Annotated in this window: 22 protein-coding genes and 1 pseudogene; 7 read left to right on the top strand and 16 right to left on the bottom strand. The window is 72.3% G+C overall.

What is annotated here, in order from left to right; all coding sequences use genetic code 11:
* Positions 1-155: 155 nt before the first annotated feature.
* Positions 156-860 carry an MBL fold metallo-hydrolase gene (locus tag ACZ4YL_RS22580; protein WP_468118781.1) on the top strand — a complete coding sequence of 235 codons (705 nt, stop codon included), beginning with the start codon at positions 156-158 and terminating at the stop codon, positions 858-860.
* A gap of 37 nt (positions 861-897) precedes the next feature.
* Here ACZ4YL_RS22580 and ACZ4YL_RS22585 read toward each other — a convergent pair.
* Together ACZ4YL_RS22585 and ACZ4YL_RS22590 are read right to left on the bottom strand one after the other, a co-directional pair.
* A pseudogene (locus tag ACZ4YL_RS22585) lies at positions 898-1,103 on the bottom strand (FAD-dependent oxidoreductase); the annotation flags it as partial.
* Between the two features lie 217 nt (positions 1,104-1,320).
* Positions 1,321-2,358, bottom strand: a complete 1,038-nt coding sequence (locus ACZ4YL_RS22590; RefSeq protein ID WP_468118782.1) for an NUDIX hydrolase — start codon at positions 2,356-2,358, stop codon at positions 1,321-1,323.
* A 189-nt stretch (positions 2,359-2,547) separates the two neighbouring features.
* On the opposite strand from ACZ4YL_RS22590, the gene ACZ4YL_RS22595 reads away from it, so the two are divergent.
* Entirely contained in the window at positions 2,548-3,534 is a 987-nt protein-coding gene (locus ACZ4YL_RS22595) for a LacI family DNA-binding transcriptional regulator (RefSeq protein ID WP_468118963.1), read from the top strand.
* A gap of 4 nt (positions 3,535-3,538) precedes the next feature.
* Here ACZ4YL_RS22595 and ACZ4YL_RS22600 read toward each other — a convergent pair whose 3' ends face one another.
* Complete coding sequence (locus ACZ4YL_RS22600; RefSeq protein ID WP_468118784.1) at positions 3,539-3,733, bottom strand: hypothetical protein; 195 nt, start codon at positions 3,731-3,733, stop codon at positions 3,539-3,541.
* Between the two features lie 178 nt (positions 3,734-3,911).
* Between ACZ4YL_RS22600 and ACZ4YL_RS22605 the strand changes: the two genes are divergently transcribed.
* Complete coding sequence (locus ACZ4YL_RS22605) at positions 3,912-6,224, top strand: WD40 domain-containing protein (protein WP_468118785.1); 2,313 nt, start codon at positions 3,912-3,914, stop codon at positions 6,222-6,224.
* A 7-nt stretch (positions 6,225-6,231) separates the two neighbouring features.
* Here ACZ4YL_RS22605 and ACZ4YL_RS22610 read toward each other — a convergent pair whose 3' ends face one another.
* From ACZ4YL_RS22610 to ACZ4YL_RS22630, 5 genes are all read right to left on the bottom strand, one after another.
* Entirely contained in the window at positions 6,232-7,530 is a 1,299-nt protein-coding gene (locus ACZ4YL_RS22610; protein WP_468118787.1) for a DUF6986 family protein, read from the bottom strand.
* A 182-nt stretch (positions 7,531-7,712) separates the two neighbouring features.
* Positions 7,713-8,675: an electron transfer flavoprotein subunit alpha/FixB family protein gene (locus tag ACZ4YL_RS22615; RefSeq protein WP_202202861.1), complete on the bottom strand. Its 963-nt coding sequence runs from the start codon at positions 8,673-8,675 to the stop codon at positions 7,713-7,715.
* A 58-nt stretch (positions 8,676-8,733) separates the two neighbouring features.
* The gene (locus ACZ4YL_RS22620; protein WP_351160724.1) at positions 8,734-9,519 is read right to left on the bottom strand and encodes an electron transfer flavoprotein subunit beta/FixA family protein; all 786 of its coding nucleotides are present in this window, start codon (positions 9,517-9,519) and stop codon (positions 8,734-8,736) included.
* Positions 9,520-9,719: 200 nt separating this feature from the next.
* Positions 9,720-10,304: a flavin reductase family protein gene (locus ACZ4YL_RS22625; protein WP_468118789.1), complete on the bottom strand. Its 585-nt coding sequence runs from the start codon at positions 10,302-10,304 to the stop codon at positions 9,720-9,722.
* Positions 10,305-10,583: 279 nt separating this feature from the next.
* Entirely contained in the window at positions 10,584-10,913 is a 330-nt protein-coding gene (locus ACZ4YL_RS22630; protein WP_351160729.1) for a thioredoxin family protein, read from the bottom strand.
* Between the two features lie 235 nt (positions 10,914-11,148).
* Here ACZ4YL_RS22630 and ACZ4YL_RS22635 point away from each other — a divergent pair, with 235 nt between their 5' ends.
* On the top strand, positions 11,149-11,871 hold the full coding sequence (locus tag ACZ4YL_RS22635; protein WP_468118791.1) for a lysophospholipid acyltransferase family protein: 723 nt from the start codon (positions 11,149-11,151) through the stop codon (positions 11,869-11,871).
* A 65-nt stretch (positions 11,872-11,936) separates the two neighbouring features.
* On the opposite strand, the gene ACZ4YL_RS22640 is transcribed toward ACZ4YL_RS22635, so the two are convergent.
* From ACZ4YL_RS22640 to ACZ4YL_RS22650, 3 genes are all read right to left on the bottom strand, one after another.
* A complete protein-coding gene (locus tag ACZ4YL_RS22640) occupies positions 11,937-12,350 on the bottom strand; it encodes a hypothetical protein (protein WP_468118793.1) in 414 nt (137 codons plus the stop codon).
* Between the two features lie 112 nt (positions 12,351-12,462).
* On the bottom strand, positions 12,463-13,668 hold the full coding sequence (locus ACZ4YL_RS22645) for an alginate lyase family protein (RefSeq protein ID WP_468118794.1): 1,206 nt from the start codon (positions 13,666-13,668) through the stop codon (positions 12,463-12,465).
* 90 nt (positions 13,669-13,758) lie between these two features.
* On the bottom strand, positions 13,759-14,328 hold the full coding sequence (locus ACZ4YL_RS22650) for a CGNR zinc finger domain-containing protein (RefSeq protein WP_468118795.1): 570 nt from the start codon (positions 14,326-14,328) through the stop codon (positions 13,759-13,761).
* An 81-nt stretch (positions 14,329-14,409) separates the two neighbouring features.
* Here ACZ4YL_RS22650 and ACZ4YL_RS22655 point away from each other — a divergent pair, with 81 nt between their 5' ends.
* On the top strand, positions 14,410-15,663 hold the full coding sequence (locus ACZ4YL_RS22655) for an MFS transporter (protein ID WP_468118797.1): 1,254 nt from the start codon (positions 14,410-14,412) through the stop codon (positions 15,661-15,663).
* Here ACZ4YL_RS22655 and ACZ4YL_RS22660 read toward each other — a convergent pair.
* The 5 genes from ACZ4YL_RS22660 to ACZ4YL_RS22680 form a co-directional block, all read right to left on the bottom strand.
* Positions 15,599-16,198, bottom strand: coding sequence for a transglutaminase-like domain-containing protein (locus ACZ4YL_RS22660; RefSeq protein WP_468118799.1), 600 nt, complete (start codon positions 16,196-16,198; stop codon positions 15,599-15,601). The two genes, ACZ4YL_RS22655 and ACZ4YL_RS22660, sit on opposite strands and share 65 nt — an antisense overlap.
* An 84-nt stretch (positions 16,199-16,282) precedes the next feature.
* Complete coding sequence (locus tag ACZ4YL_RS22665; RefSeq protein ID WP_468118800.1) at positions 16,283-17,377, bottom strand: threonine aldolase family protein; 1,095 nt, start codon at positions 17,375-17,377, stop codon at positions 16,283-16,285.
* Positions 17,356-18,117 (bottom strand): SDR family NAD(P)-dependent oxidoreductase, encoded by a 762-nt coding sequence (locus tag ACZ4YL_RS22670; RefSeq protein ID WP_468118802.1) that lies wholly within the window; start codon positions 18,115-18,117, stop codon positions 17,356-17,358. The genes ACZ4YL_RS22665 and ACZ4YL_RS22670 overlap by 22 nt, the downstream gene beginning before the upstream one ends.
* A 26-nt stretch (positions 18,118-18,143) precedes the next feature.
* Positions 18,144-19,550 (bottom strand): DUF6421 family protein, encoded by a 1,407-nt coding sequence (locus ACZ4YL_RS22675; RefSeq protein WP_468118804.1) that lies wholly within the window; start codon positions 19,548-19,550, stop codon positions 18,144-18,146.
* Positions 19,551-19,796: 246 nt separating this feature from the next.
* Entirely contained in the window at positions 19,797-20,918 is a 1,122-nt protein-coding gene (locus ACZ4YL_RS22680) for an LLM class flavin-dependent oxidoreductase (protein ID WP_468118806.1), read from the bottom strand.
* A 49-nt stretch (positions 20,919-20,967) separates the two neighbouring features.
* On the opposite strand from ACZ4YL_RS22680, the gene ACZ4YL_RS22685 reads away from it, so the two are divergent.
* Positions 20,968-21,546, top strand: a complete 579-nt coding sequence (locus ACZ4YL_RS22685) for a PadR family transcriptional regulator (RefSeq protein WP_468118807.1) — start codon at positions 20,968-20,970, stop codon at positions 21,544-21,546.
* 250 nt (positions 21,547-21,796) lie between these two features.
* Complete coding sequence (locus tag ACZ4YL_RS22690) at positions 21,797-22,489, top strand: glycerophosphodiester phosphodiesterase (protein WP_468118808.1); 693 nt, start codon at positions 21,797-21,799, stop codon at positions 22,487-22,489.
* Position 22,490 lies beyond the last annotated feature (1 nt).

Here is a 22,490-nt window from a genome sequence, read left to right on the forward strand (position 1 = left end):
AGAGGGCACAAGGGGGGTTTGTGGGGGGGGGGTCGGGAGCTGGGGGGCCGGCCCAAACCAAAAAGACACCCCCTGAGGCGTACTGCGCCCAGGGCGTGCTGCGCTCCCGGCGAACTCGGCGCCGTGCGGGGCCCGGCCGGCCGTACGTTGACGGTATGGATCTTGTCGAAGTGCTCCCGAACCGGCTCCACATGCTCCGCTTCCCCATCGGCCAGGCCTACCTCTGGCAGGACGGGGAGGCCCTCACCCTGATCGACGCGGGCCATGCCGGATCCGCCGACGGGATCGAGCAGGCGATACGTTCCCTCGGGCTGGCGCCCGAGCGGCTGGAGCGGATCGTCCTCACCCACTGCCACGGCGACCACTTCGGCGCGGCCGGTGAGCTAGCCGCCCGCTGGGGCGCGCAGGTGCTTGCGCACCGCTTGGACGCGCCGGTGGTCCGGGGCGAGCGGCCCGTTCCCGAACCGGTGCTGCTCGACTGGGAGATCCCGCTGTACGCGCACGCCCTGACCGCCGTCCCCGAGGCCCCGCCCACTCCGGTCGACCACGAGCTGGAGGACGGGGAGACGCTGGGCTTCGGGGACGGGGCGTACGTCGTCCACGCACCGGGCCACACGGACGGCAGCATCGGGATCCACCTCCCGCACCACGGCGTGCTGTTCACGGGTGACTGCGTCGCCGCCGTCGGCCCGCTGATGCTGGGCGTCTTCAACACCGACCGCGCCCGGGCGATCACCACCTTCCAGCGCCTGGCCGCGCTCGCCCCTTCGATCGCCTGCTTCGGCCACGGCGATCCGCTGACGGAGAACACGGCGCAGGCCCTCGCGAAGGTGGCCAAGGAGGCGGCCGCCTCCGGCTGAGGCCCGCCCCCTGGGGCCGCCCGCACGCTGCCGGCGTGATCGGCGTACCCACGGCCCGCTCCAGCTCCGCGCCGTCCATCCGGGCCGGCCAACCGCCCCCGGGCGTGCGGGTGCCACCGGTGTACTGGCCTCGCGACGCCTCCCGCACCGCACCGCCTCGCCGACGCCGAGTTCGCCGAGCGCCCGGAGGCCGTTGGCGGCCGGCGGGATGCCCGCTCCCGCGTCGGCCGGCACCGAGGCACGCACCGCGCGGTCGACCGCCGGGCGGCCGTGCCGCCCGGCACCACGTCGGCGTCCTACCGCACCCGGGCCGCGCTGCTCACGGCACTCGTGACCCGGCTCGTCCGCCTCGATCAGGCGGAACCGCAGGCGACGGCCGAGCAGTTCCCCTCCTGCGCTGCTCACCCGCCGGCGGCTCACCGGGGAGGGCCGCCGCCCTGCGTCCGGCGGGGCGGGCGGATCAGCCGGTGGGGACGCCCGCCTCCAGGTAGAGGGGGCGGCCGCGTTCGCGGGCGCGCAGGGCCCAGCGCAGGCGTTCGTAGCGGTGCTGCGGGAGCAGGCCGGCGGCCTCGGCCTCCGTGACGAAGCGCCAGGCCCGCAGTTCCGGGCCGGGCAGCCGGAGCCGGGCCGCCGCCTCGTCCGAGAGGTGGCCGCCGTCGAAGAGCAGGCGCAGCCCGCCGTAGCCGGGCGGCTGGGGCGGTTCCCAGTCGACCACCAGCAGCCCGGGCGTCCGTTCCAGAACGACGCCCAGTTCCTCCGCGACCTCCCGTACGCCCGCGGCCGCGGGCGCCTCGCCCGCTTCGACGACTCCGCCCGGGAACTCCCAGCCCGCCTTGTACGTCGGATCAACCAGCAGCACCCGGTCCTGCTCGTCGAAGAGCAGCACCCCGGCCGCCACCGTCTCCCGGGTGGGCTCCGGGGTCTGCACGATGTCGCAGACCTTCGCCGTCTCCGAGCGGACGGCCCCGGCGATGCGCTCCGCCGTCTCCCGCGGGGTCAGCACCCCGTTGTCGATGACGTGCGCGTCGCCGGTCAGCCAGCCGAGGGCCTGCTGGTAGACCGGGATGTGGTCGTACGCCCACTGCCGGACCCGGAGGTCGACCTCCGCGGGCTCCCCGAGTTCCTGCCGTGTCGCGATCCGCTCCCGAAGGATCGTTTCCGCAGGAGCCAGCAACACATGCCGCACCGGGATCCGCCGAGCCGCCAGCCCGCCGAAGATCTCGTCCCGGTACTCCTGGCGCAGCAGCGTCATCGGTACGACGAGCACCCCGCCCAGTTCGGCGAGCATCGCCGCGGCCGTGTCCACCACCAGCCGCCGCCAGCTCGGGAGGTCCTGGTAGTCGGTGACCTCCGCCAGTCGTTTGGACGGCAGCAGCACGCGCAGCGCGTCGCCGATGAACTCCGGGTCGAACAGGGTGCTGTCCGGCAGGATTCCGGTCAGTTCGCGGGCCGTGCTGGTCTTTCCGGCGCTGAATGTGCCGTTGATCCAGACAATCACGTCTACCCCTTTCCCCATGGCTCGTCCGGAGCCCCCAGTGGCTTGCCCGCCCCAGCCTGCCACGAAAACCTCACGATCGGCCCAGTGCTTATCCTCAAGGTCACAGCCCTGCCCGTGAGCCCCGGAGGATTCGCCACCGTGCCCCACAACCGCCGCCCGTCCGAGCCCCGCTACGGCAACCGGCCGACCATGAAGGACGTGGCGTCCCAGGCGGGCGTCGGCCTGAAGACGGTGTCGCGCGTGGTCAACGGTGAGCCAGGGGTGACCCCCGAGACCGAACGACGGGTCCAGCAGGCCATCGAGGCCCTCGGCTTCCGCCGCAACGACAGTGCCCGCGTGCTGCGCAAGGGCCGTACCGCCACCGTGGGCCTGGTCCTGGAGGATCTCGCCGATCCCTTCTACGGCCCGCTGAACCGGGCGGTGGAGGAGGTGGCCCGCGCGCACGGGGCGCTGCTCATCAACGGCTCCAGCGCCGAGGATCCGGACCGGGAGCGGGAGTTGGCGCTCGCCCTGTGCGCCCGCCGGGTGGACGGGCTGATCGTGATCCCGGCCGGGGACGACCACCGCTACCTGGAGCCGGAGATGCGGGCCGGTGTGTCCACGGTGTTCGTGGACCGCCCGGCCGGGCGGATCGACGCGGACGTGGTGCTGTCGGACAGCTTCGGCGGTGCCCGGGGCGGGGTGGCCCACCTGATCGCGGGCGGCCACCGCCGGATCGGTTTCATCGGCGACCAGCCCCGCATCCACACGGTGGCGGAGCGCCTGCGCGGCTACCGCGCGGCGATGACGGACGCGGGCCTGCCGGTGGCGGAATCCTGGATCTCGCTCGGATCCACGGCCCCGGCACGGGTCGCGGCGGCGGCCGGGGCGATGCTCACGGGCCCGGACCCGGTGACCGCCGTCTTCGCGGGCAACAACCGGGTGACGGTGACCCTCGTACGGGTCCTCGCGGGGCACGGCCGGCCGGTGGCGCTGGTCGGCTTCGACGACTTCGAACTGGCCGATCTGCTCCGCCCCGGCGTGACGGTGGTCGCCCAGGACCCGGCGGCCCTGGGCCGGGTGGCCACGGACCGCCTGTTCCAGCGCCTCGCGGGCGCGGACCTGACCCCGACCCGCATCGAACTCCCGACCCGGCTGATCCCCCGCGGCTCGGGCGAACTCCCCCCGGCCGTCTGACCCTTCACCGGATCAGGCCGCGCAACACGGGCACGGCCGCCCCGGCGGCGGCGAGCCCGGCGAGCACGGACAGGGCCACGCCGGTACCGCCGAGGAAGGTCAGGCCGCCCGCCGTGAGGCCGATCAGGATCGCGGCGAGCAGCACGACGGCGGCGTGCAGGGTCACGAAGGGCGCGTCGTCGCCCCGGGATGTGGTCATGCCTCGATTGGATCGGTTCGCCGGGCCCGGCCCCGACCCGGCCGAACGGATCCGCAGCGCGTCGATATACGCCGAACTCCCCTGAACAGACGGAGGTGTTCGCGGCCGTTCGGTGAAGTTCGGGACCCTGTGGCGGACGGGCCCCTAGCCTGGTGCTCCGCACGCTTCGGGGAGCACCATGGACGGGCAGAGTACCTTCGGGGACGAACTGGGCCGCTTCGCGGCGGACTTGCGCCGCCTGCGCATCGAGCGGGGCAATCCCTCGTACCGGGAGCTGGGTTCGCGTGCGGTGAAGGCCGGAGTCGGTGGACGGCTGCCCGTCGCCACCCTGAGCGACGCGTTCCGGGGCAAGCGGCTGCCGGGCCTGGACAAGCTGATGATTCTGGTCCGGGTGCTGCACTCGTACGACGAGTACGGCCGGACGACCGCCGTCCCTCCCCACACTTCCCCCGCGCTGGACTCCTGGCGGCAGCGCTGGCGAGTCCTCGCCGCTCAGCAGCCGCCCGCGCCGGTCCGGGAGCGCGGTGTCCGCCACCCGCAGGGCCCGCCTCCCGGCGGAGCGGTCGCCTCCGGCCCGCCGTCCGTACCGTCCCCGCCGCCCTTCCCCGAGGTGTACACGAGGTCCCACGTACTGACGAGCGAGCGCAACAACATCGGGGTGGCGTTCTCCCCCGACGGCGGCCTCCTCGCCGTCATGGGCGAAGACGGGACGGTGCAGTTGTGGAACCCCGTCGACGGTCGCCCCGCGGGCGAGATCAGGACCGACGCGTCCCCGTTCACGTTCGCCTTCTCCCCGGCCGGCCCCAGGCTGGCGGTCGGGGCGGAGGGCCTCCAGGGCGCGGTGCAGCTCTGGGACACCGGAAGCCTCACCCCGGTGGGTCCGCCGCTGCCCTGCGGCAGCGCCATCGACGTGGTCGCGTTCACCCCTGACGGCCGCACCCTGGTCGCGGCCACCGACAACGAGGTGGTCCATCTGTGGGACACCCGGACCGGGGAACCGGCGGGCGGGCCCCTCGTGGGTCACATCGGGGAGGTCTGCGCGCTCGTCTGCCGTCCCGACGGAACGCTGCTCGCCGCCTTGTCGGGACGGCACTCGGTCCGCCTGTGGGACCTCGGGGCGGGCGCGAGCGTGGGACGGCCGCTCGGCATCGCGGAGGGTGATCTGTACGCGGTCGCGTTCTCCGCCGACGGCGCTCTGCTGGCCACTGCCGGGCAGAACGGGGCGCAGCTGTGGGACACCGCCACAGGCCTCGTGCACGGCCCGCCCCTCCACCCCGGACACCCGGTGTCGGGGGTGGCCTTCTCGGCCGACGGCAGCCTGCTGGCCACCACCGGCGCGGACCGTACGGTGCGCCTGTGGAATCCCGCCACCGGGGCCTGTGCCGCTCCGCCTCTGGCCGCGCCGACCCAGCACTCCGAGTTGCTGGACCGGCTGGCCTTCTCACCCGACGGGCGCACCCTGGCGAGCTCGGGTGACGGTCGTACCGTGGTGATCTACCACCGCGGGCCCGATCCTCGCTCGCTCGCCGACCGGGCCCTGGCCGCCGCCTTCGGCGAGCGGTACGCCCTCGCGCTGCCGGCCCTGTCCTCCGGCACCGGGGTACCGCTGTACAACGTGGCGTTCTCCCCGGACGGCGAGCGCGTGTACGCGCGCACCCAGGACCGGGAGATCATGGTGTGGGACCCGACGACCCGCGCCGAGCTGCCCGAGACGCGGCCGCTGCCGGAGGAAGGGCCGTGCGGTCTGGAGTTCCCGCTGGAGCGCGGCCCCGCCGCCCTGTGGACGTGGGACGGGCGGGACGGCCCGCCGAGCCGCCCGGTCTCCCTGGTCAGGCGGGTGACGTTCACCCCCGACGGCCGCAGGGCCGCCTGGATCGGCTCGTCGGGCTGGGTGCGGCTGTGGAACGCGGTCGACGGCGGCCTCGTGACCGTCCACCTTTCCCCCGGAGCGGACAGCGCGACGACGCTCGCGTACGCCCCCGACGGCCGGATGCTGGCCGTGGCCGTGCACCACCGGGTCGAGATCTGCCATCCGGAGGCCGCCCGGAAGGTCGGTCCGCTGCTGAACGGGCACCGGACCTCGGTCAGGGCCGTGGCGTTCTCCCCGGATAGCGCGCTGCTGGCCACCGCCGATGACCGCGGAATGGTACGCCTGTGGCACACGAGCGGCGATCACCCCGTCGAGGGCCCGGTCGTCGACGCCCACACCAGCCGGGTGAACGACCTCGCCTTCGCCCCCGACGGACGACTGCTCGCCAGCGCCGGTGCGGACGGCACCGTGCGGTTGTGGGACGCGCACGCGGGCGTTGCCGCCTCGCGCCTGCCGTTGACGGGGCACACCGGCGCCGTCCGGGGTGTCGCCTTCGCCCCCGACGGGAGCCTGCTCGCCGCCGCCGGGGAGGACGGCACCCTGCGGTTCTGGATGCTGCCGGGCCCGCACACGGCGGCGGCCCGGCCCCTGTGGTCCGGGGCCGGGCCGCTCACGCCGTGAGCCGGGATCAGCTGGTCGCCGTCAGTGTCGCCGAGCGGCGCGGGATGGCGAAGGCGTCCAGTTCCGCGCGGGTCAGGCCGGTGAGGGCGGTGACCTCGTCCGTGCCCACCGCCCCGCAGTCGAGCCCGCGGACCAGGTAGCCGGCCAGAGCCTTGGCGGTGGCCGGCTCGTCCATCACGTCGCCCTCGATCTTGGCGACGTACGCCTTCAGGCGTGCGGCGGCGGCCTCCAGGCCCTCGCGGTAGAAGGTGAAGACGGCCGCGTAGCGGGTCGGCAGGTGCGCCGGGTGCATGTCCCAGCCCTGGTAGTAGGCACGGGCCAGGGCACGGCGGGTCAGGCCGTAGTGCAGCTTCCAGGCCTCGTGGACGTGCTCGGTGGTGCCGATCGGCAGGACGTTGGTCGAGCCGTCGGAGACGCGTACGCCGGTGCCGGCGGCCGCGACCTGCATGATCGCCTTCGCGTGGTCGGCGGCGGGGTGGTCGCTCGACTGGTACGCGGCGGAGACGCCGACGCAGGCGCTGTAGTCGAAGGTGCCGTAGTGCAGGCCGGTGGCGCGGCCCTTGGAGGCCTCGATCATCCGGGCGACCGTGGCGGTGCCGTCGGAGGCGACGATGGACTGGCTGGTCTCGATCTGGATCTCGAAGCCGATCCGGCCCGGGCGCAGGCCTCGGGTGGTCTCGAAGGCCTCCAGCAGCTTGACGAAGGCGCTGACCTGCTCGGCGTAGGTGACCTTCGGCAGGGTCAGGACGAGGCCCTCGGGCAGGCCGCCGTGCTCCAGCAGGCCGGAGAGGAAGATGTCCGTGGTGCGGATGCCGCGGTCGCGGACGTTGGACTCCATGCACTTCATGCGGATGCCCATGTACGGCGCGTTGGTGCCGTTGGAGAAGGCCTCCGACACGAGGCGGGCGGCGCGGGCCGCGGCCTGGTCCTCCTCCTCGTCGGAGCGGACGCCGAAGCCGTCCTCGAAGTCGACGCGCAGGTCCTCGATGGGCTCGCTGAGCAGCTTGGCGCGGACGCGGTCGTAGACGGGTACGGCCAGCTCGTCGGAGATGCCGAGCACCTTGGCGAAGGTGGCGGCGTCCGGGGCGTGCTCGTCGAGGGCGGCGAGGGCCTGGTCGCCCCAGGAGCGGATGGTGTCCGCGGCGAAGACGTCGCCGGGTACGTAGACCGTGTGGATGGGCTGCCGGGTGCCGGGGTCGCCCGGGTAGTGGCGCGCGAGTTCCGCGTCCACCGGCGCGAGGGAGGCGCTGATGCCCTCGCTGACCGCGCCTGCGAGGCTCGTCGCCACCTTCTCCTGCTGACCCATCGTGCACTCTCCTCTTTTCCGCTTCACGGAAGCTTAGATCCGCATAGCAGAATTTAGTCACGGGGTTCCGCTCCGTCAATGGTCCCCCCGCCGTCCTGGACAAACGACTCGGGGCCGCGCGGTGAGAATCACCACACGGCCCCGAAGAAGTAACGCTACGAAGAGAAGCGCAGGTCAGGCCGTCAGCCCTTGCGCGCCTTGATCTCGTCCGTCAGCTGCGGGACGACGGCGAAGAGGTCGCCGACGACGCCGTAGTCGACGAGGTCGAAGATCGGGGCCTCGGCGTCCTTGTTGATGGCCACGATGGTCTTCGAGGTCTGCATGCCGGCCCGGTGCTGGATCGCGCCCGAGATACCGGAGGCGATGTACAGCTGCGGGGAGACCGACTTGCCGGTCTGGCCGACCTGGTTGGAGTGCGGGTACCAGCCGGCGTCCACGGCGGCACGCGAGGCGCCGACGGCCGCACCGAGGGAGTCCGCGAGGTCCTCGATGATGTGGAAGTTCTCGGCACCGTTGACGCCACGGCCGCCGGAGACGACGATCGCGGCCTCGGTCAGCTCAGGGCGGCCGGTCGACTCGCGGGGGGTGCGGCCGGTGACCTTGGTGCCGGTGGCCAGGGCGCCGAAGGTGACGGCGAGCGCCTCGACGGCGCCGGCGGCCGGAGCGGCCTCGACCGGGGCCGAGTTCGGCTTCACGGTGATGACCGGAGTGCCCTTGGAGACGCGGGACTTGGTGGTGAACGACGCGGCGAAGGCGGACTGCGTCGCGACCGGACCCTCGTCACCCGCCTCCAGGTCGATGGCGTCGGTGATGATGCCCGAGCCGATGCGGACGGCCAGGCGCGCGGCGATCTCCTTGCCCTCGGCGGAGGACGGGACGAGCACGGCGGCCGGGGAAACGGCCTCGTACGCGGCCTGGAGCGCGTCCACCTTCGGTACCACGAGGTACTCGGTGAACTCGGGGGCGTCGGCGGTGAGGACCTTGACCGCGCCGTGCTCGGCGAGCACCGCGGCGGTGGCGTCGGCACCGGCGCCCAGGGCGACGGCGACGGGCTCGCCGATGCGGCGGGCCAGCGTCAGCAGCTCAAGGGTGGGCTTGCGGACGGCACCGTCCACGTGGTCGACGTAGACGAGAACTTCAGCCATGGGACTGCTCTCCTGCGATTGCGAAGTGTCTGGGGGCTAAGAGGGGTGGCCGAGGTTCTTAGATGAACTTCTGGCCGGCCAGGAACTCGGCCAGCTGCTTGCCGCCCTCGCCCTCGTCCTTGACGATCGTGCCGGCGGTGCGGGCCGGGCGCTGAGCCGCGGAGTCGACCGCGGTCCAGGAGCCCTCGAGGCCGACCTCGTCGGACTCCAGGTCCAGGTCGGACAGGTCCCAGGACTCGACCGGCTTCTTCTTGGCGGCCATGATGCCCTTGAAGGACGGGTAGCGGGCCTCGCCCGACTGGTCCGTCACCGAGACGAGCGCGGGGAGGGAGGCCTCCAGCTGCTCGCTCGCGGTGTCGCCGTCGCGGCGGCCGGTCACGGTGCCGTCCTCGACCTTGACCTCGGAGAGCAGGGTGACCTGCGGGACGCCCAGGCGCTCGGCCAGGATCGCCGGCAGCACACCCATGGTGCCGTCGGTCGACGCCATGCCGGTGATGACCAGGTCGTAGCCGGCCTTCTCGATCGCCTTGGCGAGCACCAGCGAGGTGCCCATGACGTCGCTGCCGTGCAGGTCGTCGTCCTCGACGTGGATGGCCTTGTCGGCGCCCATCGAGAGCGCCTTGCGCAGCGCGTCCTTGGCGTCCTCGGGGCCCACCGTCAGAACGGTGATCTCGGCATCGTCGGCATCGTCGGCGATCTGCAGCGCCTGCTCGACGGCGTACTCGTCGAGCTCCGACAGCAGGCCGTCGACGTCGTCACGGTTGACGGTCAAGTCCTCGGTGAACTGCCGGTCGCCCGTGGCGTCGGGCACGTACTTCACACAGACAACGATCCTCAGGCTCACGCCGGCTCTCCTACCGCATCGTCTTTTCTGGTACCGCCTTGTGCAGGCAGCATAGGCGCCTTGTCGGGCGGATCCCGGTCGGGGCGGCCCGCGCTCCGAAGGGAATGTTACTCGTCAGTACATCGTGGGTCCCGCCAAGTCGCAAGGCTGGTGAGCTGTGATCTGCCCAACGCCACCCGACCCTTCCAAGCAGGGACGATTCAGTCGCGCAACGCGTTGAAGCGCCCCTGGTGGTACAGCAGGGGGCGGCCTTCCCCGGCCGGATCCCCGGCGACCGCCTCAGCGATGATCACACGATGTTCGCCGGCGGGCACACGTGCGACCACCCGGCAGACCAGCCACGCCAGCACGCCGTCCAGCACCGGTACCCCGTGCGGGCCGGTGGCCCAGCCGGTCGGCGGGCCGAAGCGGTCGGCTCCGCTCCTGGCGAACAGGCCCGCCAGCTCCCGTTGGTGCTCGCCGAGTATGTGGACGCCGAGGTGCGCGCTGTCGCGCACCGCGGGCCAGCTGGAGGCCCCGGTGGAGATCGTGAAGGACAGCAGCGGCGGATCGGCGGAGACGGAGTTGAGCGAGGTGGCGGTGAACCCCACCGGGCGGCCGCCGTCCTGGGCGGTGATCACGGCGACCCCCGCGGCGTGCTGCCGGAAGACCGAGCGCAGCAGGTCGGGCGAGCCGGTGCGGACCGTGCCGGTGGCCGTTCCGGCGCCGGAACGGGAGGAAAGGGGGGAACGGAGGGACGGAGGCGTGGGAACGGCCGGGACCGTCGGGACTGTCGGAGCAGTCATCAGGGTTCTGCCTTCTGCCGCGGAACACGCGGGCGCTGTCGGGGATCGGGGGCCGGGCTGTTCAGTGGCCCCGACAGCGCGCGCTCGCGTGGCGGACGAGGTCCACATGGACCCGTCCGTAGAGCAGGAGTTCATACCGCATACGGCCAGCGTGGCGATCTCCCGTGGACGCAGTCAAGCGAGATCGGGCAGATGTCAGGCGCGTCACGCTGTGTGCGGGCGCGCGCACCGGCGCCCCCGGCCCCGCCGCGTCGGGCCGCCCGGCGGCCGGACGGCGCGTCATACGGCGGCCCCGAGGGCGGCGATCACGTCCACCTTGCGCGGCATTCCGGCCGCCCGCCGCACGATCCGGCCCGCCGAGTCCAGGACCAGCACGGTCGGGGTCTTCTCGATCCCGAGGGCCCGCACCAGTTCGAGCCGCTCCTCCGCGTCGATCTCGATGTGCGCCACCCCGTCCACCATCGCGGCGACCTCGGCGAGGATCCGCCGCGTGGCCCGGCAGGGCTGGCAGAAGGCGCTGGAGAACTGCACCAGGCTGGCCCGCTCCCCCGGTTCCGCTCCCAGTTCGGCCGCGCCCAGCCGGGTCCGCGCGTCTTCCTGCCCGGGCACCCCGCGCTCCCCTCGCCGTATTCGTCCGTGTACATCATCTTCGTACACTCGTCCGTGGAACGGAGCGCCCCATGGGCCCGCGACATTCCCGGCGTGATGAGAATCTCCCCTAGCAGGGGCTTCTGGACTGGCCAGCGGGCCGCGTATGGGGCACGATCCCCATGGTCGCGTACCTACGCTTCCGTAACTTCCGGCCGGGAGCACCTCCCCAGGCAGAAAGCGGGGTCTCCCCACCATGGCTGAACTCGTCTACCCTCCCGTGATCGGCGCCGCGCACGGACTCTTCCGCGCGCTGGACATCCGTATCGACATGAAGGGCGCCGAGAACATCCCCCGCAAGGGCGGTGCGGTCCTGGTGTCGAACCACATCGGATACCTCGACTTCATCTTCGCCGGCCTGACGGCGCGGCCGCAGAAGCGCCTGGTCCGTTTCATGGCCAAGGAGTCGGTGTTCCGGCACAAGGTGTCCGGTCCGCTGATGCGTGCGATGAAGCACATCCCCGTCGACCGCAAGCAGGGTGAGGCCGCCTACCAGCACGCCCTGGACTCGCTGCGGGCCGGCGAGATCATCGGCGTCTTCCCCGAGGCGACGATCTCCCAGTCCTTCACGCTCAAGAGCTTCAAGTCGGGCGCCGCGCGCATGGCGCAGGAGGCCGGGGTCCCGCTGATCCCGGTGGCTCTGTGGGGCACCCAGCGACTGTGGACCAAGGGCCGCCCGAAGAACCTCAAGCGCAGCCACATCCCGGTGACGATGCGCGTGGGCGAGCCCGTGGAGGCCCCCGCCGACCAGTACGCAGGCGCCATCACCCGCCGGCTGCGCGAGCGCGTGCAGGAGCTGCTGGACGCCGCGCAGCGCGCCTACCCGGACAAGCCGAAGGGCGCCGACGACTCGTGGTGGCTCCCGGCCCACCTGGGCGGCACCGCGCCGACGGCGGCCGAGGTTCGCGAGGCCGGCTGATCCCCTCCGCTCATGGCGTCGGCGTCCCGGACCACCACTGGGGCCGGAGCCCGGACGGCCGGCACTCAGTGCCGGGCACCGCTGGGGGACTCGCACGGGGCGGCGAAGCACTGCCACTGCTGCCCCCCGTCCGGAACGTGCACTCCGCCGCCGTCGTTCCTGCCGGGACGGTGCTCGCCCTTCTTGTCGTGGCGGTCCCACTTGTCGTGGCCCCGCTTGCCGTGGTGGTCCCGCTCGTCGTGACCGTCCGTTTCCGGGCCGGTGCTGCCGGGGGGTTCGCACGGGGCGGCGAAGCACTGCCACTGCTGCCCCCCGTCCGGGACGTGCACTCCGCCGCCGTCGGTGCCGTCCGCCACGACCCGGTGCGGCGCCGTCGGGGTGGCGGCGAAGGCGGTCGTGGGCAGGAGCACGCCTCCCGCGGCGATGGCGGTCGAGGCTACGAACAGGGCGACGCGTCGGGGGCGAAGGGGGTGGGTCATGGCCGTTCTCCTCGTGAAGGAAGCCGGAAGGGTCCCCTCCAGTACGCCTCGCCGGCCGCGTCCCGTCATGCCGCTGGATCTCGTGGCTTGACGGATCGAAGAGCCCGTGACCTCAGCTCGGGTTGTCGGCGTGCGTCAGGGTCTCCCAGGCCTCGAAGTGGTTCTCGGTGCCCGCCGGGCGGCGGCCCTCGGTGAGCCTGCGGGTGTTCTCCAGGGTGATGCCGAGCCGGGTGTGCAGGGCGTTGTAGCCGACCTCGGTGGCCGGGCCGATGCCCGTGGTCAGCTTCCCGCCACACAGCCAGGAGGGCACGGCCGCGCCGAGTTCGTAGGTCGCGTGGAAGCCCAGCGCGCGCCGGAACCGGTCCTTGAACTGCGGGTAGAGGTCACGGCCCTGGATCCGTGAGGTCTCGGCGACGTGCATGGCCGCGGCGATCCCCATGCCGGTGTGGCCGAAGTCGCGGCAGGTCTCCTGGGCGAGTCCGTCGGCGAAGGTGCTCTGGCCGTGCCAGTAGTCGATCAGCTCGGCGCGGGTGTCGATGGACGAGCGCGGCGGGTACGCGGGCTGCGGGCCGTCGGCGGCCAGGTAGAAGTAGGCGGGGACGCGCCCCAGGTAGACGGCCATCGCCTGGTCGTAGCTCGCGCGGTCGTCGAGGTGGACCGCGATGCCGACGGCCGCGTCCATCATGATCAGCTCCCAGTTGCCGTTGCTGTTCGGCCTCCCGCCGATCACCTCGGGCAGGTAGACGTCGCGCAGCATGGCCGCGAAGCGCCCCTGGTTCGGCCAGCCGCCGGTGTACGTGTGCTTGACGATCTCGGCGGCGCGCGGCCAGGTCGAGCCCGCCCAGCCGCTCTGCAGCGGCGCGTTGCTGTTGGTGTGGTCCTTGATCTTCGCGGACCAGGCGTCCATCAGCTCGATCGACTTCTTCGCGTACCTGGCGTCCCGGGTGATGTACCAGGCGAGCGCGTGGCTGTACGCGGCGATGGCGTCCTCGCGCTCCTCGGAGCAGCCGTTGTCCGGGTTGGAGTAGGAGCCGCACTCGACGACCTCGCGCGGCCGGGGGGTGCGCGAGAGCGACCCGTATCTGCTGGCCAGCATCTGGTCGTAGGCCGCCTTCCAGGGCTGCCGGCCGGCCTGCACCTGGGTGCGTACGAAGTCCAGTTGGGCGCGGCTGTTCAGGACTCCGGGGTGGGCGAACTTCGCGGGAGCGGCGGTGGGGGCGGCCGGAGCCGCGGGCGCCGCGAGGGTGGGGAGGGGGATCAGGGTCATCGCCAGGCCGAGGGCGAGGGCGGTGAGACCGGCGGGGATTCCGAAACGCATGGGGGGCCTTCCGGTGGGAGGGGTTCCGGTGGCCCGAAGATACTCATGCCCATGCCAAGTGACAACGAGGTCTGACAAGAAAGTTTCCTATCAGCGTCCCGCCTCCCCCTCCCCCTCCCGCCTACGGCGGCGGTGGGCCGCGACCCGCGCCCGCGTGGCACAACTGCCGGAGCAGTAGCGGCGCGCGCTCCCCGGCCCGGTGGCCAGGAAGAACCGCCCGCAGCCCGCCCCGGCGCAGGCGCCCCAGGCGATCCGCCCGTACTCCGTGAGCAGTTGGGCGAGCGCGAGGGCGCCCGAGGCCAGGAACCAATCGCCCCAGCCGGCCTCCTCACCCCGGTCGACGTGCAGGTGCCAGGGGTGTCCGTCATGCCGGGTCAGGCGGGGGCGGGTGCCGCACTCCACGAACAGCGCGTTGAGGGCCTCGGCGGCGCGGTCTTCGTCGCTCTCCCCGAGCACCTCCCCCATCCGCCGGGCCGCGGCGCGCAGTTCGGCCGCGCTCGCCTCGGGGAACGCCTCGTCGGTGAGGTCGGCGGGACGCTCCCCGTGCCCGGCCAGCAGCTCCGCGAGCCCGGCGCGCGGCAGTTCGGGGGTCGCCCGGACCGCTTCGGCGAGGTCGATCAGCCTCCGGGCCGCCGAGAAGCCGTCCTGCGAGTCACCCATCCCCGCATCCTTTCGTCCTACACACGTATGACGTAACGTCTTGTCCGTCTATCGCGTTACAGCATACCGGGGAGGGGTCTCATGGGCGGTTTCGGGCGGTACCTGGCGGCGGCACTGGCCGCGCGCATCGCCTCGGAGGGCATGGGCATGGCCGTGGTGCTGCTGGCCCTGGAGCGCACCGGGAGCGCGGCGCACGGCGCGTTCGTCCTGACGGCCTGGCTGGCCCCGCACGTCCTGGCGGCCCCGCTCGCGGGCGCAGCGGCGGCCCGGGCCCGCCGGCCGCGCCTGTTCCACGCCGGCGCCCTGGCCGGGTTCGCGACGGCCGTCGCGGCACTGACCGTCCTGCTCGGCCGGGCCCCCGTACCGCTGGTGCTTGTCGTGGCGGTGCTCGGCGGCTCCTGCGGGCCGATGGTGACGGGCGGGCTGTCCAGCCTGATCACCGGCCTGGTTCCGGCAGGACCCGGTCGGGACCGGGCGTACGGCTGGGACGCCGCGACCTACAACGCGGCGGCCGTCACCGCGCCGGCGGCGGTCGGCCTGGTCGCGGCGCTGGGCTCGGCCGGGCCCGCCATGGCCGTCCTGGCGGCGTCCGGAGCCCTGGCGGCCGCGCTGGCGGCCACCCTCCCGTACGAGGACCGGGGCGCGGGCCCGGTCCCGGGCGCACCCCGGGCCGGGCTGGGCGCGGGGCTCACGGCCCTGTGGCGGGTCCGGGAGCTGCGGGCGGTCACCTCGGCCACGACCCTGGGCTTCGTGGGCATCGGCTCCCTCACCACCGTCTCGGTGCTGCTGGCCACGGAGCTCGGCAGCCCGGGCGGCGGGGGCGTGCTGATGACCGCCTTCGCGGTGGGCGCGCTGGGCGGCTCGCTCACGCTGGGCCGCATCACGTCCGTGGACTCCGGCCGGCTGGTGCGGTGGGCGCTGGCCGGGACCGGGGCGGCCCTCGCGGCGGCCGCGTTCGCCCCGTCGGTGGCCGTGACGGCGGCGCTGTTCGCGCTCGCCGGGGTGTGCGACGGGCCGCTGCTCACGGCCACGCTGCGGATCCGCGCGCGGTACGCGCCGGACGGGGTGCGGACCCAGGTGTTCACCCTGGGCGCGGGGCTGAAGGTGACGGCGGCGTCGACCGGGGCGGCCCTGGTGGGGGTCGCGGCCGACGCGCCCGCGGCGGCGCTGCTGAGCGGGATCGCCGGACTGCTGCTCGCGTCGGCGCTGCTGCACGCCCTGACGGCGGTGCGGGAGCCCGGGCGGCCCGGACGGCCCGCCCGCACCGGGGCTACAGAGCCGTCGGCAGGTTCCGCCACAACTGCGGCCGGTCCACGGACTCCTGAAGGGCCTTGAGCGCGGCCGGATGCGGGGCGGCGTAGAGCTCGGGGTAGTCGATCTCGCCGAGTTCCGGGCGTACGGGGAAGGCCAGCCGTTCCTGGTCGAGGTCGAACCGGGCGTCCACTCCGGGCTTGTTGCCGCGCGGGTCGAGGCGGGACCAGCGCGCGCCGCCGGGCAGCCGCAGGGCGACCAGGCCGTGCACGACGGGGTTCGTGCCGTCGTCGTCGGCGAGGCGCTGGTAGCACAGGGCCCCCGGGATGCCCTGGGCGCGCAGCAGGGCGACGAGGGCGTGGGCCTTGGCGTAGCAGATGCCGTTGCGCGTGGTGAGGACGTCGGACGCGCGCCAGGCGACGCGCGGGTCGCCGGAATCGCCCGAGTGCGGGATGGTGTCGCGGACGAACTCGAAGGCGGCCTCGGCGTATGAATATGCGTCGCCGCCGGCGGACCACAGGGCGTCGGCGGTTTCCTGTACGACCGGACTCCAGTGGTCGATCGCCTCGTCGGACGCCAAGTAGGCGTGAATATCGGGGCTCTGTTGGATCAGCTGCATGGCCGGAGCATAGGCAAACCCCCGACCGTAGATCAATAGATTTACGGTCGAGGGAATAGTTATGCAGACTTCGTGAGGTGCCTGCTAGCGCGCCAGCTCTTCCTTCAGCGCTTGGAGGAAGCCGTCCACATCCTCTTCCTGGGTGTCGAAACCGCACATCCAGCGGACGTCACCCGCGGCCTCGTCCCAGAAGTAGAAGCGGTAACGCTTCTGCAGCCGCCGCGAGACCTCGTGGGGCAGCCGCGCGAACACCGCGTTCGCCTGCACGGGATAGAGGATCTCCACGCCGTCCGTCTCGCGCACGCCGGCGGCGAGCCGCTGCGCCATCGCGTTGGCGTGCCGCGCGTTGCGCAGCCACAGGTCCTTGGCGAGCAAGGCCTCCAGCTGCACCGACACGAAGCGCATCTTGGACGCGAGCTGCATCGACATCTTGCGGATGTGCTTCATCTGCCGGACCGCGTCCGGGTTGAGCACCACCACGGCCTCGCCGAACATCATGCCGTTCTTCGTGCCGCCGTACGACAGCACGTCCACGCCCACCGCGTTCGTGAAGGCGCGCATCGGCATGTCGAGGGAGGCCGCGGCGTTGGCTATCCGGGCACCGTCGAGGTGGACCTTCATGCCGAGCCCGTGGGCGTGCTCGCAGATCGCCCGGATCTCGTCCGGGGTGTAGACCGTGCCCAGCTCGGTGTTCTGGGTGATCGACACGACCTGCGGCATCGCCCGGTGCTCGTCCTCGAAGCCCCAGGCCTCCTGGTCGATCAGCTCGGGGGTGAGCTTGCCGTCCGGGGTCGGTACGGCGAGCAGCTTGAGGCCCGCCATCCGCTCCGGCGCGCCGCCCTCGTCCACGTTGATGTGGGCGCTCTTGGCGCAGATCACGGCACCCCAGCGGTCCGTCATCGCCTGGAGGGCGGTGACGTTCGCACCGGTGCCGTTGAAGACCGGGAAGGCTTCCGCGTACGGCCCGAAGTGGCTGCGTATGACCTTCTGCAGGTGTTCGGTGTAGTCGTCCTCGCCGTAGGCGACCTGGTGGCCCCCGTTGGCGAGCGCGACGGCGGCCAGGACCTCCGGATGCACGCCCGCGTAGTTGTCGCTCGCGAACCCGCGCACCGCCGGGTCGTGGTGGCGCCGGGCGTCGGTCTTCCCTGCCTCGGTTCTCACGGTTGCGGAGTGAGCCACAGACGCTGTCCGTTCACATCGATGGCGGGCCGCTCCCAGACGCCGGCGATGGCCTCGGCCAGCTCCGTCACGTCGGTGAAGCCCGCGAACTTCGCATTGGGACGCTCGGCGCGCATCGCCTCGTGCACCAGTGCCTTGATGACCAGGATCGCAGCTGCCGCACCGGGGCCCTCGTCACCCCCCGCCTTGCGGAAGGAGTCCGCCATGGCCAGGGTCCAGGCCTCGGCCGCCGCCTTGCCCGCGTTGTACGCGGCGTTGTTGGCGACCGGCTTGTGCGCCCCGGACTGGCTGATCAGCACGTAGCGCCCGCGGTCGCTGCGCAGCAGCCCGTCGTGGAAGGCCAGCGAGGTGTGCTGGACCGTGCGGATGAGGAGCTTCTCCAGGAAGGTCCAGTCCGCCAGGTCCGTATCGGTGAAGGTCTTGCTGCCGCGCCAGCCGCCGACGAGGTGGACCAGGCCGTCGATCCGGCCGAACTCCTTCTCGGTCTGCTCGGCCCAGGCCTTGGTGGCGTCCAGGTCGAGCAGGTCCACGGTGTCACCGGTGATGGTGGCGCCACCGTGGGCGTAGCGCGCCGCGTCCACGGCCTCCGCGAGGCGCCCCGCATCGGCGTCGGACGCGATGACCACCGCACCCGCCTCGGCGAGGCGGAGCAGGGTGGCGCGGCCGGCGGGCCCGCCGGCCCCGGCCACCGCCACCACCGCTCCGTGCAGCTTTCCGTTGCCGTTCCCGGAGCCGTTCATCTGTGCAGCCTCCTGTGGGCGAGTGCTCACGCGGCGACTCGCTCGGCCTGCTCTGCGTTCAGGGCCGTGATGCCCTTGGTTGCGGCGATCGTCCCTTTGAGCTTCTTGGCGAGCGCCTCAAAGAACATGCTGAGCGGAAACTCGTCCGGAAGCACGTCGTCCACGAGCTTGCGCGGCGGCTGCGTCAGGTCCAGGGCGTCGGCGCCCTTGGCCCACTTGGAACCCGGGTGCGGAGCGAGGTAGGTGGAAACCAGCTCGTACGCCTTGAACCAGTGCACGAGCTTCGGGCGGTCGATGCCGGCCCGGTACAGGTCCTCGATCTCGGCGCACAGCTGGTTGGTGACCTGCGGGGCGCGCATCCAGTCGATCTTCAGCTTGTTGTCCGTCCAGCGCACGACGTCGTGCTTGTGGAGGTAGGCGAAGAGCAGCTGGCCACCGAGGCCGTCGTAGTTGCGGTTGCGGTCGCCGGAGACCGGGAAGCGGAACATCCGGTCGAAGAGGACGGCGTACTGCACGTCACGACCGTGCTCGTTGCCCTCGGACTCCAGCTTCACGGCCTCCTTGAAGGCGGTGAGGTCGCAGCGCAGCTCCTCCAGTCCGTACATCCAGAACGGCTGGCGCTGCTTGATCATGAAGGGGTCGAACGGCAGGTCGCCGTGGCTGTGGGTGCGGTCGTGGACCATGTCCCACAGGACGAAGGCCTTCTCGCAGCGCTCCTGGTCCTCGACCATGCGGGCGATGTCCTCGGGCAGGTCGATGCCCAGGATGTCGACGGCGGCCTCGGTCACCTTGCGGTAGCGGGCGGCCTCGCGGTCGCAGAAGATGCCGCCCCAGGTGAAGCGCTCGGGGGCCTCTCGCACGGCGATGGTCTCCGGGAAGAGCACGGCGGAGTGGGTGTCGTAGCCCGGGGTGAAGTCCTCGAAGGTGATGCCGAGGAAGAGCGGGTTGTCGTACCGGGTGCGCTCCAGCTCGGCGAGCCACTCGGGCCACACCATCTTGAGCACGACGGCTTCCAGGTTGCGGTCCAGGTTGCCGTTCTGGGTGTACATGGGGAAGACGACGAGGTGCTGGAGCCCGTCGGCGCGCTCGGCGGCCGGGTGGAAGGCCAGCAGGGAGTCGAGGAAGTCCGGCACCTTGAAGTCGTCGGCGGCCCACTTGCGCAGGTCGGCGACGAGGGCCTGGTGGTACGCGGCCCCGTGCGGGAGCAGCGGCGACAGCGTCTCGACCGCCGTGATCACGCGTTCCACCGCGGCCAGGACGGTGGCACGGCCGTGCGCGCCCTCTGCCTCGAAGTCGATGGAGCCGTCCTTGGCCTGCCAGGGCCGGATCTCCTCCACGGCGGCCTTGAGCTCGGGCCACGCGGGGTGGTCGACCACCCGCGCTCCAGCGGTTATCACGGCGCCGCCGGTACCGGGCACAAGAGTTTCCGTCATGTCACTTCCTCCACAGGAGAACCTCACGTATGGGCAGAGTATGCGCGCCAGGCTCTCCCCCTCAAGAGGGAAGTCAGGAAATTATCCTGCGTCACCCCCCATTTCACCGGAAGTCTTCCCGTTCGTCAGCGCGGAACCGACCACTCCGCCCAATTGCGCCAAGGCTTCTCGGCCAATGGCCGGGTAACCGGCCGGGCCGGGGAGGGCGGAGCCCGACGGGCGACAGAGGTGCACATCACACGCCTCTCACACGCCTCGGAAGTGCGGAATGACCTTTTCGCCCCATTGTCTCAGGGTCTCCAGGCAGGCCTCCTGCCCCACCGTGCCCATCTGGATCAGGCACATGATCTCGTCGGCGCCCGCCTCCCTGAGCCGCTCGACGTACGCGATGGCGTCGTCGGCGGTCCCGTAGGCGTGGTCGGCATTGAAGGTGGCCGTCGAGGTCGGCCGGACCGGGATGTCCAGCTCGTGCAGCCGGGCCACCACCTGCTCGGCTGCCCTGCGCATCTCCGCGGCCTCGTCGGCGCCCGCCACCACGGCCTCCTCCGGAACGCCGGCCCCGCCGTACCAGTGGCCGATGGACTGGGCGAAGAACCGCTGCCCGCGGGTGCCGATCCGGCGCGCCTCCTCCCGGTCGTCGAGCACGATGGTCGGGCAGAGCACGGAGAAGTGGTCGTTGACCACCGTGGACACGAACCGGCTCCCGTCGCGCCCGGCGACCGCGGCGTCGTAGACGGACCGCATCCGCGCGATGGACTCGGGGCCGGCGAAGCCCATCACCAGCGCCCCGATCCCCAGCTCCGCGGCCTGGGCCAGGGTCTCGCCCCGGCTGCACGCCAGGAACAGCGGCGGGTGCGGGGTCGGCCGCGGCCTCGGCAGGATCGGGTGCGGGTCGATGTCGATCAGCTCGCCGTGGTACTCCAGCTCCTCCTCCTGCCATGCCCTGCCGATGATCCGCAGGGCCTCCTCGACCTCGGCCGTGGTGCGGTCCCGGTCCACCCCGCACAGCGAGGTCTCCTGCTCGGTGCCCCCGCGCCCGGCCCCGAGGTCCAGGCGCCCGCCCGAGAGCAGGTCGAGCATGGCGGCCCGCTCCGCGACCCGCACCGGGTGGTTGAAGTTGAAGGGCATGCACACGACGCCGTGACCGATGCGTATGGTGTTCGTCCTGGCCGCGACCCAGGTCAGGAAGATCTCGGGGGCACTCATGTGGGCGTACCACTTGAGCGAGTGGTGCTCGACCGCCCAGATCCGGTCGAATCCCATGCGTTCGGCGAGCACGGCCTGCTCGACGCAGTCACGGATGAGCCGGTGCTCCCGTTCCACCGTCGGGTCGGCAAGCTGAGCTTCGAAGATCACGGAGAATTTCACTGTGCCTCCAGGGTTGCGTCGCGTACCCGGTCTCACTTCAATTCGAAATATGACTAGTAGTCAGGAGTCGAAGAAGCAAGAGCTGCCGCCGACCGCATGGGCCGTTCTGGGCCTGCTCTCCTTCCCCGGCGAGCGGACCGGCTACGAGCTGAAGAAGTGGGCGGACTCCTCCCTGCGCTTCTTCTACTGGTCACCGGCCATCAGCCAGATCTACGCGGAGCTGCGCCGTCTGGAGGAACTGGGCTACGCGGCCTCGGTGCGCTCGGGACCCGAGGAGGCGCGGGCCAAGCGGCGCTACGCCATCACCGACGCGGGGCGCGAGGCGCTGGCGGGCTGGGCCGCCGACACCGGCGAGGCCGGTCCCCCCGTGCTCAAGCACGGGCTGCTGCTGCGGATCTGGCTCGGCCACCTGGCCGAGCCGGAACGGCTGCGCGCGATGGTCGGCGAGCACCTGGAGCGCACCCGGGGCGAGCTGGCCGCCGTACGGGAGGCCATGGAGCACGCGAGCGGCGTACCGGAATGGACCTTCCCGACCCTCGCGCTGCGCTGGAGCGAGCGGCAGCACCTGGCCGAGCTGGAGCTTGCCGAGGCCCTGCTCACCGACCTGGACGGGCTGGCCGGGACTTAGGGGGCTGTCTTGGCGGACCCGGGCCGTCAAGCCGGCGGGGACGCGCCCACGCCCGGGTGACACGACAGGCACGGCACGAGTCCCGGTGGGGCGCACAACCCTGGCGGGAAGCGGCCGGGGCGCTCCTCCGGGGCCGTGCACGCCCGGTCCCTTCGCACCCGCGGCGCACTAGCATGCGACCTCATCGCGCGCGGCCGGTCGGGACACCGAAGCCGCGCGGGGAGCCGCCGTCGACGGAAGCGAGAGAACCTTGACTTTCCTCACCATCGGTCACCGCGGGGTCATGGGTGTCGAACCGGAGAACACCCTGCGGTCGTACCTCCGAGCGGAACGTTGCGGCATGGACGTCATCGCTCTGGATCTGCGCCTGAGCAAGGACGGAGCCCTCGTCGCCGTGCACGACCCCGAGGTGGACCGGACCACCGACGGCTCGGGGGCCGTCGCCGATCTGACCCTGGCCGAGCTGCGCGAGCTGGACGCCGGTCAGGGCGAGCACGTGCCGGTCCTGGAGGAGGTCCTGGACGCGGTCCGGGTGCCGCTCCAGGCCTTCGTCGCCGACCTGGCCACCGCCGCGGTGCTCGCGGAGCTGATCCTGCGCCACGACCTGACCTCCCGGGTGGAGGTGGCCTCCACCCAGGATGCGGTGCTCGCCGAGACGGCCCGGCTGGTGCCGGGCGTACGGACCGTCCTGTACGCGGCCTCCCCCGGCGGCGGAGCCGGGTCCGTCGTGGACCGGGCGCTGGCCGTGGGCGCCGCGACGGTCGCCGTGGACATCCACCGGCTCAGCCTGGAGTCGGTGGACGCGGCGCACGCGGCGGGGCTGCGCGTGACGGGCCGGGCGGTGGACACCCTGGACCTGTTGCGGCTCGCGCGGGCGCTCGGACTGGACGGAGCCGCCACGGACTTCCCGGAGATCCGCAGCACCGGACGCTTCACCGCCTGAC

It is taken from the genome of Streptomyces sp. NPDC030021, assembly GCF_055574035.1.